The 13,835-nt window shown below is 50.6% G+C and carries 13 protein-coding genes and 1 other RNA gene; 4 read left to right on the top strand and 10 right to left on the bottom strand.

All coding sequences use genetic code 11. The features are described 5' to 3' along the window. Window positions 1-157: 157 nt before the first annotated feature. From ACXAF9_RS17440 to ACXAF9_RS17400, 9 genes are all read right to left on the bottom strand, one after another. Window positions 158-1,771: a toxin VasX gene (locus ACXAF9_RS17440; protein ID WP_475076488.1), complete on the bottom strand. Its 1,614-nt coding sequence runs from the start codon at window positions 1,769-1,771 to the stop codon at window positions 158-160. A gap of 173 nt (window positions 1,772-1,944) precedes the next feature. Continuing rightward, entirely contained in the window at window positions 1,945-2,982 is a 1,038-nt protein-coding gene (locus ACXAF9_RS17435) for an NADP(H)-dependent aldo-keto reductase (protein ID WP_475076486.1), read from the bottom strand. 120 nt (window positions 2,983-3,102) lie between these two features. Continuing rightward, complete coding sequence (locus ACXAF9_RS17430; protein ID WP_475076484.1) at window positions 3,103-4,299, bottom strand: class I SAM-dependent rRNA methyltransferase; 1,197 nt, start codon at window positions 4,297-4,299, stop codon at window positions 3,103-3,105. A gap of 176 nt (window positions 4,300-4,475) precedes the next feature. Then, complete coding sequence (gcvH, locus tag ACXAF9_RS17425; protein WP_475076482.1) at window positions 4,476-4,865, bottom strand: glycine cleavage system protein GcvH; 390 nt, start codon at window positions 4,863-4,865, stop codon at window positions 4,476-4,478. A 63-nt stretch (window positions 4,866-4,928) separates the two neighbouring features. After that, window positions 4,929-6,032: a glycine cleavage system aminomethyltransferase GcvT gene (gcvT, locus tag ACXAF9_RS17420; RefSeq protein ID WP_475076479.1), complete on the bottom strand. Its 1,104-nt coding sequence runs from the start codon at window positions 6,030-6,032 to the stop codon at window positions 4,929-4,931. Between the two features lie 124 nt (window positions 6,033-6,156). After that, window positions 6,157-7,506: a UbiH/UbiF/VisC/COQ6 family ubiquinone biosynthesis hydroxylase gene (locus ACXAF9_RS17415; RefSeq protein WP_475076477.1), complete on the bottom strand. Its 1,350-nt coding sequence runs from the start codon at window positions 7,504-7,506 to the stop codon at window positions 6,157-6,159. A 45-nt stretch (window positions 7,507-7,551) separates the two neighbouring features. Further along, a complete protein-coding gene (gene ubiH / locus ACXAF9_RS17410; RefSeq protein WP_475076475.1) occupies window positions 7,552-8,841 on the bottom strand; it encodes a 2-octaprenyl-6-methoxyphenyl hydroxylase in 1,290 nt (429 codons plus the stop codon). After that, window positions 8,838-10,166 carry a Xaa-Pro aminopeptidase gene (pepP, locus tag ACXAF9_RS17405; protein ID WP_475076473.1) on the bottom strand — a complete coding sequence of 443 codons (1,329 nt, stop codon included), beginning with the start codon at window positions 10,164-10,166 and terminating at the stop codon, window positions 8,838-8,840. The genes ubiH and pepP overlap by 4 nt, the downstream gene beginning before the upstream one ends. A 59-nt stretch (window positions 10,167-10,225) precedes the next feature. Continuing rightward, the gene (locus ACXAF9_RS17400) at window positions 10,226-10,813 is read right to left on the bottom strand and encodes a UPF0149 family protein (RefSeq protein WP_475076470.1); all 588 of its coding nucleotides are present in this window, start codon (window positions 10,811-10,813) and stop codon (window positions 10,226-10,228) included. A 201-nt stretch (window positions 10,814-11,014) separates the two neighbouring features. On the opposite strand from ACXAF9_RS17400, the gene ACXAF9_RS17395 reads away from it, so the two are divergent. The 4 genes from ACXAF9_RS17395 (at window position 11,015) to ACXAF9_RS17380 (ending at window position 12,449) form a co-directional block, all read left to right on the top strand. Next, window positions 11,015-11,224 carry a TIGR02449 family protein gene (locus ACXAF9_RS17395; RefSeq protein ID WP_475076468.1) on the top strand — a complete coding sequence of 70 codons (210 nt, stop codon included), beginning with the start codon at window positions 11,015-11,017 and terminating at the stop codon, window positions 11,222-11,224. After that, complete coding sequence (locus ACXAF9_RS17390; RefSeq protein WP_475076465.1) at window positions 11,221-11,532, top strand: cell division protein ZapA; 312 nt, start codon at window positions 11,221-11,223, stop codon at window positions 11,530-11,532. Before ACXAF9_RS17395 ends, ACXAF9_RS17390 begins: the two co-directional genes overlap by 4 nt. Before the next feature lie 126 nt (window positions 11,533-11,658). Next, window positions 11,659-11,836, top strand: a non-coding RNA gene (gene ssrS / locus ACXAF9_RS17385) — 6S RNA. 4 nt (window positions 11,837-11,840) lie between these two features. Beyond that, on the top strand, window positions 11,841-12,449 hold the full coding sequence (locus ACXAF9_RS17380; RefSeq protein ID WP_475076463.1) for a 5-formyltetrahydrofolate cyclo-ligase: 609 nt from the start codon (window positions 11,841-11,843) through the stop codon (window positions 12,447-12,449). Between the two features lie 425 nt (window positions 12,450-12,874). On the opposite strand, the gene ACXAF9_RS17375 is transcribed toward ACXAF9_RS17380, so the two are convergent. Continuing rightward, a complete protein-coding gene (locus tag ACXAF9_RS17375; protein WP_475076461.1) occupies window positions 12,875-13,786 on the bottom strand; it encodes an AEC family transporter in 912 nt (303 codons plus the stop codon). Window positions 13,787-13,835 lie beyond the last annotated feature (49 nt).

Here is a 13,835-nt window from a genome sequence, read left to right as displayed (position 1 = left end):
ATATCGTTTTGCGGTTCTGAAAGCTTCTTCTTCGGTTTCATAAATCAACGATTCTGCAACTATTTGGGCCCTGAAGGGCAAAAAAGGCGGGTTTTCTATAATCGAACCGCATTATAAACCACTATAAATCATACGGTTACGTATTTTTCAGGGGCGACTAATTAAAACCCCCGCTAATTGCGCCACTTAAGCCCTCACCTATCTTCAATATTTTTATATAATCACCAAGAACAAGGCTATCTTCGAGAAGCTCATAAAACTCTTGCGGTGTACCATCCGCTCTTTTTGGTACAGTTTTATTTAAGAGTGCATCGAGATATTGATTACCAACATTACTGTTGGCTACGCCTTCAAACACACGAGAAAACAGCCTAGTTTGATAATCGGCCAGTTGAGCGACATAGTCGCTTTCATATTTAGAATTGTTAAAATTCACATAGGCATATTGATTACAAATGCTGACTAAAGACTTGTATCCAGACTCGCTCTCCAGTTGTTTTTTACTGTTGTAGAGAACAAAGCCAACTGCGGATTCTTCTTCCGCTATTCTTGACGTGAGTGATTGATACAACGGCTCAAAGTCCGGAGTCAGCTCATCATCTAATGACAATGATTCTTTCATAAAGATAGAAAAACCACCCCAAAATCCAGATTCAATCTCCTTTCCATTTTCATCTAGATTGTTAGCAACCCGAATTTTCTCTTCTTTGATACCTTTTATAAACTGCCCTGTCACGAGCGGGTAATGACGAATACCTATAAAAACCTCAAGCCATTTAGCAAGAAACACCGAATACACATTTAAATCTAATTGGTCGGCTACGGGGTCTGTTAGTACAACCAGCCTTGCTCTTTCATCGTTAAAGGCCGCTCCCCAAAAAGCTTTAGGAACATATTCAGGTAATATTTGTGTGTAACGGATATCGTTTATGTTAATAAGCTTATTCGGACCTAAGCCTTTAAAGGCATATTCGTTTGCGTCCAATTGCTCGTGATTCGCTTTCCACCCTTCTACATCAAAAGGTGAATCGTACAAATATTCGGATAGGTCATATAATTCAGAGAACGATCGCTGTTGCCCGTCATCCGGAGCATCGTGCACGACGGGTGTCATATGGTCTAAACAAAGACCTTCGTCCTGTTCAAGCTCATTGAAGTAGATATACGGCCAACGAAACTCAGAGTACGCGATATAAAGTCTTTTTTGATTTGCCCTTACAGGGATGGTTGCTGTACCTACACTCGTCGTACCGAATAACCATTTATCATCCTTAACAGAATTAATATCGTACTTAGAGAAAGAATATGCAGGGGCTATTGGGCGTTCGTCAGTATCATCTCGGTTCTCACGCCCATTGGCATCATCCCGACCGGTCTCGTAGCGGAAAACCTCCCATTTTTTACCGGATTCCGTTTCGTCAGGATAATAAATGTAGACATATCCACGACGAATACGCGTTATGACATACCCTTCATGATCCCCGACTTCGGGTGGACTAGGGTATTGATTATCTTTGTTACGGGTACCCAGTATGGCTTCGTCGCTTAGAGCAAATCGAAGCGGCAATAGTGGTATGTAACCTTCCGGTAACGGCTCGTAATCTCGCTTTTCCGGGTTACCTTTTGATGTAAAACCAGGCCCAGGTGTGGGCTTACCAGCGGGTGTAGGCTTTGGCACCTCGATAGGTTTAAAGGCATCATTCATTATCCGATTCGTGATATCTTCCAATGACGGCGACTGATTTGAGGCGTTTTGTTTCTCTTTCGACATAATCACTTCCTTGTAAAGCCCCTATCCCAACGGAGGCTTGTTCCATAGTCGAAATTATGACGTTTGATGACTTTTTAATCAAAAAAATCGCTCACAGTTTATGTCGATTACCATCTAAGTAGGCATTATTAAAAAACCGGCACTTGGCCGGTTTTATCAATCGTTTCAGCCACTTATGGGCAAGGATAGGTAAATCGATTGTGGATCGATTCGATACGGTCGCGCACCTCAAGGGATAACTCAAGATCATCCGAGGCGATGTTCGCTTTGAGTTGGTCCATCTTGGTGGCACCGATGATGTTCGAGCCCATGAACGGGCGGCTGTTCACAAAGGCCAGCGCCATTTGTGCAGGGTCCAAACCGTGCTCTTTGGCCAAGTTCACGTACGCTTCGGTTGCCTTGATGCCTTGTTCGCTGGTGTAGCGGGCAAAACGCGGATACAAGGCCAGACGAGAGTCATCTGGCATGTTGCCGTTCAGGTATTTACCCGACAACACACCAAAACCCAGAGGTGAGTAGGCCAACAGATCGACCTCTTCACGTTGCAGCACCTCAGCCAAGCCCACTTCGGGTGAGCGGTTCAGCAAGCTGTAGGGGTTTTGTACGCTGATCACACGTGGCAGGTCATGCAGCTCAGCGTATTTCAGGAAGGTCATCGTGCCCCAAGCCGTTTCGTTAGATAAACCGATGTAGCGGATTTTACCTTCGTCCACCAGCTCTTTAAGCGCTTGCAGGGTGTCTAAGATCGGCGTGCCGTCTTTGGACGGGTCGTGCTTGTACGCCAGCTGACCAAAGAAGTTGGTTTGGCGGTCAGGCCAATGCAGTTGGTACAGGTCGATGTAATCGGTCTTTAGGCGCTGAAGGCTGTTCTCTACCGCCTCACGCAAATTGGCTCGATCAAAATGGATATCAGGACGAATAAACGAGGTCATTTCAGCAGGCCCCGCCGCTTTGGTCGCAATCACCACATCATCGCGGTTACCGCGCTTCTCAAGCCAAGAGCCAATGTAGGTTTCGGTCAAACCTTGAGTTTCGGGTTGCGTTGGCACCGGGTACATCTCGGCCGCATCAATAAAGTTTACGCCCTGTGAAACGGCATAATCGAGCTGCTCATGGGCTTCGGCTTCGCTGTTTTGATGACCGAAGGTCATGGTTCCTAAGCAAATACGGCTTACGTTCAGATCGGATCGGCCTAAGCGTCGATAATGCATGTCACACTCCTTGGTTTCTGAAATCACAAAGAGCCACACTGTGGCTCTTTATTGAGTAGATTCATTAGACCATGAAACGTTCCGGCAAGAATCGAAACCGCCCGCAACAATGCGTTTCGCTTAACTGCCTTGCAGGATACGCACGCTGAACGATTTTAAGTAATCGGTCTCAGGGATGGCTGGATGCACAGGGTGATCCGCTCCTTGGTGACCTTGGTGGAACACCTGAGCCGTGCGATCCAACTCACGCGCATTGGAGCGAATGATATCAATCAGGCTGGCGCGCTCAAGGTGCATCGAACATGACGCGCTGATCAAGATGCCGTCTTTTTTCAGCAAACGCATCGCCAGGTTATTGATGCGCGAGTAGGCACGTTCGCCGTTTTTGATGTCTTTACGACGGGCAATAAACGCCGGTGGATCGACCACAACCACATCGAATTTTTCTTGCTCTTGGATTAGGGCTTTACAGGTATCAAAGGCATCCCCTTTCAGCCCAATGAAACGATCTTCTGCGTTATTGAGCTTCGCGTTCTCAAGCGCAACTTCCAGTGCCGTTTCGGAGGCATCCACGCACGTCACTTGATCCGCACCGGCCGCCAGAGCTTGTACGCCCCAGCCGCCGACGTAGCTGAACAGATCCAACACGCGTTTGCCATCGACATGGCGCTGCATTTCGGCGCGGCTGTCACGGTGATCGTAGAACCAACCGGTTTTTTGACCGGTTAACACCGGTGCGTACAGCGGTACGCCGTTCTCTTCAAGACGCACTAATTCGGAGACTTCGCCTTGCGCCACTTCGATGTAGCTCTCAAGCCCTTCCATGCTGCGCATCTTGCCATCGCAACGCAGCACAATCGCCTCTGGCGTGAAGACTTTGTTTACGGCATCGATGATCTGATCCACCACCACTTCCATACCTGCGGTCGAAATCTGAATCACAAAGACATCAAAGAAGCGGTCAATGACAAGGCCCGGCAAACCATCGGAATCGCCGTACACCAATCGGTAGCAAGGCGCATCGAAACACGCTTCGCGCAAGGATAAAGCCACGTTTAGACGGTGAACCAGTAAAGAGCGATCCAGATGGAATTTGGTATCGCGCGAGATCATGCGCCCACAGATCAAGGTATTCGGGTTGACGGTAGCCACACCCATGGTTTTACCCTGCGCCGAAACCACGACAACTTGTTCACCGGCATCGAACTGTTTGAGGGGGGTGGTTTTGTTATCCACCTCGTTTGAGTAGATCCAAACATGACCACCGCGAAGGCGACGATCCGCACCGTTGTTAAGCTGTAAGGTTCTTAGAGACATGGCACTCTCGGCTGACGCACTGACTAAGGGTAAACCTCAAGATCTACCCCATAAAATGGAACCTTAAAGCTTACACGTTTGCGTCTTTAAGAGCGATAGGTTTCATGAAGGAGTCAATGCGCTTTGCTTAGGTACAAAAAAACCGGCAATCGCCGGTTTTTTGTGAGCGTTATACATCACTCTTCTTCGCAGAAAGCATTATATTCTTCAGCGTTCATCAGCTCGTCCAACTCAGATACATCAGACAATTTGATGCGAAAGAACCAGCCATCGCCGTAAGGGTCGCTGTTGACCAGCTCTGGGGCGTCTTCAAGTTGCTCGTTGATGGCAACGATGTCGCCAGACAGCGGAGAGTACACATCCGATGCAGCTTTAACCGATTCAACCACACCAGCGTCATCGCCAGCACCTACGGTTGAGCCTTCTTCAGGCAATTCAACAAACACGACGTCGCCCAACAGATCTTGAGCATGATCGGTGATACCGATGGTCACAGTGCCATCGCCCTCGTCACGAATCCACTCGTGACTGGATACGTATTTCAGCTCGTTACGAATATCACTCATTTTTGAGATTCCTGTTCACTGGTTAACGCTAAAGTGTGAGTCTACTTTAGCGCTTTTATAGAATTATGAATATACGGCTTTACCGTGACGAACAAACGGTGGACGCACCACTTTAACGGGGACTTGCTTACCGCGCATCTCAACCATAGCGCTGTCACCCGTGCCCGCAGGTACACGCGCCAAAGCCACCGATAGACCCAAGGTAGGGGAGAAACTACCGCTGGTAATTTCCCCTTCACCGATGCCGTCTACGATCACTTTTTGATGGCCACGCAATACACCGCGTTGCTCCATCACAAGGCCAACCAGCTTGTCCGGCACACCGGCCGCCTTTTGTGCTTCCAGCGCTTCACGACCAATAAATTGACGTGTTTCCGGCTCCCACGCGATGGTCCAAGCCATGCCGGACTGCAGAGGGGTGACCGTTTCATCCATATCCGAACCGTACAAGTTCATGCCGGCTTCAAGACGCAGCGTATCGCGTGCACCCAGACCGCATGGCGTCACACCCGCCTCGGTCAGTGACTGCCAAAACGCAGCAACGTCTTCTTCTGGAACCATGATTTCGAGGCCGTCTTCACCGGTGTAACCGGTACGGGCAAAGAACCAACCTTCAGACTCAGCGCCTTGGAACACGCTTAAGCCATCAATCAAACGTTGGCGAGATTCACTCACAACGGTTTTGGCTTTTGCGATCGCTTCTGGGCCTTGAACCGCAATCATCGCAAGCTCTGGACGCTCGGTTAATGCCACATCAAAGCGGGCCGTTTGTTCAGCCATCCAACGAAGGTCTTTTTCGCGTGTTGCGCAGTTGACCACAACACGGAACCATTCGCCCGGTACATGAGGCTCAGTCATGCGGTAAACGATTAAGTCATCAATAACGCGACCTTCTTCGTTCAGCATACCGCTGTACAAAGCTTTGCCTTTTACCGTTAAACGCTCGACGTCATTCGCCAGTAAGCGGCGCAGGTAATCCGCCGCATCCGCACCGGTAACATCCACCGTGGTCATGTGGGATACATCAAACATGCCGGCGTCTTTGCGAACGATGTTGTGCTCTTCGATCTGGGAACCGTAGTTAATCGGCATATCCCAGCCACCAAAATCGACCATTTTCGCGCCTTGGGCAACGTGCAGGTCGTACAACGCGGTCTTCTTAGCCATTCGTCAAAAACTCGCAGAATTTGTCTGTTACTTTTTGGCCCATCTTGCTAAAAACTACACCACAATGCGCCAAAAAACGAAAAAGGGAGGACAATTTATAGGGAATAGCGCCCAAGTTCAACGGTTAGGCCTGCCCCTTTGGACTAACAAAATCGTTTTTTGAACGCGCATTCGGCATTGCATCCAAAGGAACCTTGCGCTGAGCCAAAGCCGGTAAATCCCCTTTTAATCCCATCGCCCGTACCACGATGTGCTGTTTTACCGGATCTAATCGGTTCAGCAGATTCATACCCAAGCCCCGTAATGTCTTTAACAAAGGCGCTTGATGGCCAAACAGCTGCTTAAAGCCTTCCATCGCCGCCGACATCTGAATGTTGGCCTGCTGACGCTCTCGTTGATAGTGGCGTAATAAGGCTTCATCCCCAAGAGGCTGATCAGCTTTATGCGCTTGGATCAGTTGCTCAGTTAATGCCGCAGCATCCATAAAGCCTAAGTTCACGCCTTGCCCTGCCAGCGGGTGGATGGTGTGCGCCGCATCCCCGATCAACGCAAGCCCTGCTTGCACATACTGCTTTGCATGTCGCTGCTTAAGCGGCACCTTATGTCGAGCTTCGGTGGCAACCACTTGGCCTAAGCGGTGCTCAAACGCCCGCCCAAGCGATTGGCAGAAGGCTTCATCGTCCAGCGCCATCAGCGAAGCGGCATGATCGGGCGAAGTCGACCACACAATCGAGCATGTAAACGGATCATCCAGTGGCAAAAACGCCAGAGGGCCATCGTCGGTGAAACGCTGCCATGCTGTCGCTTGATGCGCTTTTTCTGTCGTAACGGTAGTTACGATGGCATGGTGGCCGTAATCCCACATCCACATCGGTACGGCCGCAAGCTTACGCACCTGAGATTCAGCACCATCGGCCGCAATCACCAATTGCGCGCGCAGTACCTCGCCATCAGAAAGTGTGATCTCTCGGTAGGTGTGCTTATCTTTACTACTAGGAGCGCTTAGACCTTTGACCGTGACACCTTGGTGCCAAGTAAGGTCACTCGCCTCACGCGCCTCAATGAAAAGGCTTGCTAACGTGACGCGGTTCTCGACAATGTGGCCAAGCTGCGCTTCATGAAGCTCACGAGAGGAGAAGTGAATATGGCCTGAGCCTTCACCATCCCACACATCCATATCGGTGTAGGGTGATAGGCGCTGCTGCGTGATGTGAGGCCATGCGCCTACATAGGTAAGCCATTGCTGAGACGCTAACGTTAAGGCACTGACACGTGGGTCATACCCTTGAGTGCGCGCGTCACTTAACCACGTTTCAACACCCGATAGGTCGACGTCGCGCTGCTCAATTACATGCACCTTAAGCCCAGCCTTAGAGAGCGCAATGGCCGAGGACAACCCCACCATACCAGCGCCAACCACCACAACATCGGCGTTAACCGGGGTATTGTCTTGAGTTTGAGTCTTCGCTTTCACTTAAATCTCTTCTCTAAAAGCCGCTGAATGACTAATGCCTGAGTCTTAGGCACCCGTATGTGTCGATTTGACTGGCGTTAAGGTTAAGTCGGGTGCAGGAATATCCAACCCCATCGCACCGCGAGCAAACACGGTTTTAACCGATGGGCAGACATCCATCATCTGTAAACCGATGGAGCGACCAACGCTTAAAAGCGGGTGATTATTGGAAAACAAACGCATGATCTTATCACTGAGACCGATGGTCCGTTGTTGATCCGATACCCGCTTTTGGTAATAGCGCTGAAGCCCTGTTAAATCCCCCAACGACGCCCCCGCTTCGCGTGCGCTGATCAGATGCTCCGCCAAGTCCATCACACCCCGTAACGCCAAGTTGTAGCCTTGGCCAGCAATGGGGTGCAGTGCATGAGCAGCGTTGCCTAGGACGACTAATCCTGAGCGCACTTGCTCATCGGCCAAAACACGTTTTAATGGGTAGTGATACCGTGGGCCAACTTTAATGAAACGCCCGCCGCGGTATCCAAAGCGCTTTTGAACGGCCGCCATAAAAGCCTCATCACTCATGGCAAGCGTGGCTTCTAATTCATCATCTGGGACGGTCCACACAAGACCGGAGCGGTGATAACCCTCTTGATCCAGTAGCGGCAGCAGTGCCACCGGCCCTTGATCGGTAAAACGCTCGTAGGCGATTTGCTGATGCGGCTGATCGGCACTGATCACCGCCACCACCGCATGTTGATCGTATTCGGTTTTTTGGTAACCAATGCCCAGTTGCTCTCGCAACGACGAACGTCCGCCATCCGCCATCACCACAAGCTCGGTGGTCAGATTTAGCGGCGCATCACCGGCCCGCTCGACCGTAACTTGGCTTTTGCCTTGGTCAGAATGACTCACCTGCGTCACATTGGCCGGACAGATCACGGTCAGATGCGACTGGTTTTCGTGTTGTTGAAGATGATTGAGCAACGTCCGGCCCAGCCAGTGGTTCTCGACCACATAGCCTAAGGCGTTCACGCCCTCTTCTTCGGCATGCAAACGGGTGGCACCAAAGTGCCCTTTGTCCGAGACATGGATGTGATGGATTGGCGCGACATGGGTCGAAAGTGCTTGCCATACGCCGATCTGCTCATACAAGCAGCGTGAGCCATACGAGAGCGCTGTCGCTCGGCTATCGTAGCTGGGTTGATAAGCGATTAAATCGCCATCGGGCAACGGATTGGCTTCAATCATCGCGATGGAAAGATTCAGCGCTTTGGCCACCGGCAGCAAAGCCGCCGCTAAGCTGGCGCCGACCATGCCGCCGCCAATAATGATCAGATCGTACTCGTGTTTCATACCGATTCAGCCATTAAGGCTTCTATCTCTTCAACCGCTTTAGGGACACCTGCAGTTAAAATCTCGCAGCCGGTTTCCGTAATGACCACATCATCTTCGATGCGGATACCAATACCGCGCCAGCGCTCATCCACGTGGGTGTTGTGCGGCGATACATAGATGCCAGGCTCAACGGTCATCACCATGCCCGGCTCCAACACACGCCACTCGCCATCCACTTTGTAATCGCCCACATCGTGTACATCCATCCCCAGCCAGTGACCTAGCTTGTGCATGTAGAAGTCACGATGAGCACCCGCTTTGATCAAGGCATCCAATGGCCCGCTTAACAGGCCGAGCTCTAACAAGCCTTCGGTGATCACCTCGACCGACCGGTCGTGGATCGCATCCCAGCGAACACCCGGGCGGATCATGTCTAAGCAGGCGTACTGGGCTTTTAAGCAGAGGTTGTACAAGGCCTTTTGTGGCTCTGAAAATCGACCACCCACTGGGAAGGTTCGTGTAATGTCGCCTGCGTAGTAGTTCCACTCGCAGCCGGCATCGATCAACACTAAATCACCCTCTTTGAGCGTATCTTGGTTGCTGACATAGTGAAGCACACAAGCGTTATCGCCCCCGCCCACAATGCTGGAGTACGCGGGTAAGCGGCAGCCATTCATCATAAAGTGATGAGTGATGGTCGCTTCCAATTGATACTCTTTAAGGCCTGGCTTACACGCTTTCATGGCCTCCACATGCGCGGCCGCTGAAATCTCGCCAGCCGCGCGCATCACGGCGATCTCTTCGGCGGATTTGATCAAACGCATCTCATGGAGGGTCGGTGCAAGATCGCTCATGCGGGTGGGTACGCTGACGCCTTGACGGCGATGCGCGCGCATCTGAGTTAACCAACCTTCAATTTGAGGCTCTAGCCCTACATGCGCCCCCATCACCCAATAGAGCTGTTGAATGCCATCCAGCAGCTCCGGTACGATCTCGTCGATCTCATCACAGGAGTGGCCTTCATCGGCCCCCAGCGTCTCGACGGCCCCTTCTGGGCCGAGTCGATAGCCGTTCCAGATCTCCATTGTTGGGTCTTTGGGTAAACAGAACAGGTGATAGCTCACCACCCCAGCCACCTTGGTCAATACCAGTAAGGCATCGGGCTCATCAAAACCGGTTAAGTAGAAAAAATCGCTTTCCTGACGAAACGGGTATTCCACATCATTGTTGCGGTGCTGCATCGGCGCACCGGCGACAATCACCGCGCTGTCATCGTCAAGCTGGGCAGCCAAGCGCGTGCGACGCTCTGCAAATGTGTCGGCGCTGACGGTGGGGTAACTCATAACGCTATCCTTTTGGTTACGATCGAGGGGTGCTGATAATGATTCATCCACACCTAAGATTAATGCAACTGGGTAGGCTCAGCTTCAATGACATCGCCGCCTTGGTTACACTCAGAAAAGAGCATAATCGCCGCCATGCGCACGTACTCTTCAAGCTCCATCAGATCGGATTCGGCCCCAGCGCGATCCTCTTCATCGCCCACAATCTGGGCAATCTGGGATAAGTCCTGCAGCGTTTCGCGTGATTCGGCCGACAGGCTCTGATCCGTCTGCTTACCTTGATAACCGAAACCGGTCATAAAGCCTTGGCACCACTGACCTAAAGCTTCAATGCGTTGCGATAACGTTGCATCATCATCCGGCAGCAGCATCACAAGGTTTAGGCCTTCGCTTTCAAACTGCCCCAGTGTTTGCTGGTACAAACCAACCAGCCCCACTTTACTGGATTCGTGGCTCAGATCACTGATCTCCAGCAATTCTGATACGGTTTTAAGCCAAACCGATGGCTGCATGCGCGCACCCGACGCCAGCTGCCCTGCTAATAAACCGTGCAGTTCGGCAGGAGACACAACAAAAACATCTTCAGACACCAGCACATTGGCAATCAAATCAAAGGTGAGTAACTCGTCGGGGCTTGGGGTTGTCATGGGGTTTAGCATACCTTTTTTAAATGGATCTCAATGGGTTAGTCACCGAAATTGGGCCTCTATTCTACGTTGAATGCCCTCAAAATGGATTGACCCTGCGCTAGTGTAACGTATCCTTACGCCAAGACCGAATTGACCCCGATTTAGCAGGTCTTTATAGTCAAACGAACGAATGATTCGTACCGATCGACCGGATGGATAATGACTGAACGTTACCTGATTGCTCTTGAGCACAAAATAGATCAGCTTTTGGCCCGCTGTGAAGCGCTGGAACTGGAAAATGCCCGCCTGCACGAGTCTGAGCGAAGCGCACGCCAAGAACGTGCTCGCCTTATGCAAGTGAATGATCAAACCCGCACGCAAGTCGAGAAGATGATACAGCGTCTTAAAACACTGGAGCAAAACATATGACGCAGGGTAAGGATAATAAAGTCACCATCCGCATCATGGATAAAGAGTACGTGGTGGGCTGCCCCGATGGCGCGCAAGCTGACCTGTTTGCATCGGCCGAGTACCTCGATCAAAAAATGCGTGAGATTCGCGATACGGGCAAACTATTAGGCCTTGAGCGCATCGCCGTGATGGCCGCCTTAAACATGTCGCATGAATTACTCCAGTACAAAGCCGAACAAAAAGAAGAACTTGAATCCAGAATTCAACGTCTGGGTCAGAAAATTGATCAATCCCTGTCCAAAATGGACAAGAAAGACCCGACATAAACGCGTCGTTTTCAAACAAGCTTCGGTTTTTTTATTCTTTAAAATCAGACAAATAGCGTTTTCTCATAGCATTGTCAGGAAAAATTTCAAGCCCTGACAACGCATCAAAAAACGCTATAATGCAATGGCTCCCTGAGGTGTTCGACCATTGGTTAAGTCCCTCGAGCCGATAATCACCAGATTGGATTTTCTTAGTGGGTATTGTGAGCATGTCCGTCCTCGGAAAGCCTAATATGCCTCGAGAATTTCCTCCTTGAACCTTCGGGTTCAGGGCCACAACCGATAACGGCACTTTGGGGAGTCTTCTTTTGAACCCGACCGATCTGTCCAAGCTGAGTCGTTCGGACCTCAGAAAAACCCTACGCAAACACCGTCGCGCTCTCACCACTAAGCAACAGCAACGCGCCGCCGGGCAGTTATTATCCCGTGCGAAAACATTGGCATTACACCGCGCTAAACGCATCGGCATCTACCTTGAGAGCGATGGCGAGATCGGGACACACCCTTTAATCCAATGGTGCTGGAAGCACGGCAAAGCCGTCTACCTGCCAGTGTTACACCCACTTAGCCATAATCGCTTGTGGTTTGTGCGTTACACACCGCGCACTCCTCTGATCCGCAACAAATACAAGATTTGGGAGCCTAAGCCGCCCTATAACGGCTGGTGCGATGCGAAAGCGTTGGACTTGGTGTTCTTACCCTTGGTTGGATTTGATACACAGGGCGGGCGTTTGGGTATGGGCGGTGGCTATTATGACCGTACGTTTGCCTATCAACAACGCGTTGGATTACAGCACCCGAAACTGATCGGCTTAGCGCACGAGCTGCAAAAAGTGCCTCAGTTATCGACCGCGTCTTGGGATGTCCCGCTTCGCGGTATTTTGACCGATAAGGCCTTTTACAAGGCTAAATCCTGAATTTTCAGGCAAGAAGGCCTATGACAGAGGTGTCTGACGGGAAGAACAGCCGGGTTAAATCCGATTAACCTTGTCGGCTGAAAACTTGGTTTACCAAAGACGCAATCTCGAAGTCCGTTTGAGAAAACACGCCGGTAATAATAGAGCCTACGATAAATGCGGTAACGACAACCATTACCAAATCGGGACCTTTTCGCATTGCAAACGCTCTGATTTTTTTTAATGGATCAACTTGATAAAACGGAAAAGTTGGACTTCATCCTAACGGAGTAAGAGTTTTCCACATCCTGTAAAAAAATCAACCTTCGCGACTCAACATTTCGGTCACTTACAATAAAAAGCTAGTTTATTTTTTAAAAATGTCCAAAAAATGCCTGAAAAAGCGCCATTTTTAGCGCTTATCCACTATCCATCCCCATTTTCATTCACAGAACGAACGAAAGAACGATCGGCATCGACAGAAACGACAATAAGGTTTGTCCGGTAATAATAGCGGCCATTTGCTCCGTATCACCGCCCAATTGACGGGCTAAAATGTAACCCGAAGGGGCCGTTGGGACCGCCGCAAAGATGGTAAAGAGAGCCACCATCTCCGGCGAGAACCCCATCGCTTTGGATAACCCAAAAACAATCAATGGAAACAACAGCAACTTGACCAACGAAGAGGCCCAGATGGTCATTTGACCGGTTCTAAGTGTGGATAAGTTAAGCCCTGCCCCCACCGTCAACAATCCCAGTGGCAACGCCATACTGCCAAGCAAAGCCGCAACCGAGTGAGCCATCTCCGGCACACCTAAGCCGGTTACATTCAGGGTGATGCCGCCCAAGCAAGCCAGAATCAACGGGTTCTTCAGTAAATTCTTAAAGACACCGAGCACACTTGGCGAGGCTGAGGTGTGCATCGAGAAGACCAAAATGCACAAGAGGTTAATCAAGGGGATCATCAAGCCAATGATCACCGCCGATACGGCAATCGCTTGCTCATTCAGAAGTGCTGCGGCCGCCGCGATGGCTACATAGGTGTTGAAGCGGATAGCGCCTTGGTAAAACGAGGTAAAGGTAGGTGCGCTGACCTTAAGCCAAGGTTTGATCAGATAACAGATCAGCGTGCCAACCACGAGCAGCCCTACCACCACAATGGCGACTTCCAAAAGCGGTACGCCGCTCATATCGGCCCGACCTAGCTTATCGACCAACATGGCCGGAAACAGCACAAAGTAGGTGAGTTTTTCAGCAGGCAGCCAAAAACCATCCCCCGGAAACTGATACCTGCGGCCTAGCTGACCTAAAACAAGCAACGCAAAAATCGGCCACAAAGCACTTAGCACGGTATCCATACTTGTGTAGTATCCTGTCAGATCAAATGTACATAGAGGGAGCCTAAGA

Source organism: Neptunomonas sp. ABH4_499, from assembly GCF_056160565.1.
Note: the sequence above shows the minus strand (reverse complement) of the source record. Positions and strands in the feature narration are given on the sequence as shown.

Excerpts from the sequence above, each read along its gene's own strand:
- gcvH (WP_475076482.1), bottom strand. The coding sequence starts at position 4,865 with ATGAGTGATATTCGTAACGAGCTGAAATACGTATCCAGTCACGAGTGG.
- ACXAF9_RS17440 (WP_475076488.1), bottom strand. The coding sequence starts at position 1,771 with ATGTCGAAAGAGAAACAAAACGCCTCAAATCAGTCGCCGTCATTGGAA.
- gcvT (WP_475076479.1), bottom strand. The coding sequence starts at position 6,032 with ATGGCTAAGAAGACCGCGTTGTACGACCTGCACGTTGCCCAAGGCGCG.
- ubiH (WP_475076475.1), bottom strand. The coding sequence starts at position 8,841 with ATGAAACACGAGTACGATCTGATCATTATTGGCGGCGGCATGGTCGGC.
- ACXAF9_RS17390 (WP_475076465.1), top strand. The coding sequence starts at position 11,221 with ATGACGCAGGGTAAGGATAATAAAGTCACCATCCGCATCATGGATAAA.
- ACXAF9_RS17400 (WP_475076470.1), bottom strand. The coding sequence starts at position 10,813 with ATGACAACCCCAAGCCCCGACGAGTTACTCACCTTTGATTTGATTGCC.
- pepP (WP_475076473.1), bottom strand. The coding sequence starts at position 10,166 with ATGAGTTACCCCACCGTCAGCGCCGACACATTTGCAGAGCGTCGCACG.
- ACXAF9_RS17435 (WP_475076486.1), bottom strand. The coding sequence starts at position 2,982 with ATGCATTATCGACGCTTAGGCCGATCCGATCTGAACGTAAGCCGTATT.
- ACXAF9_RS17395 (WP_475076468.1), top strand. The coding sequence starts at position 11,015 with ATGACTGAACGTTACCTGATTGCTCTTGAGCACAAAATAGATCAGCTT.
- ACXAF9_RS17375 (WP_475076461.1), bottom strand. The coding sequence starts at position 13,786 with ATGGATACCGTGCTAAGTGCTTTGTGGCCGATTTTTGCGTTGCTTGTT.
- ACXAF9_RS17430 (WP_475076484.1), bottom strand. The coding sequence starts at position 4,299 with ATGTCTCTAAGAACCTTACAGCTTAACAACGGTGCGGATCGTCGCCTT.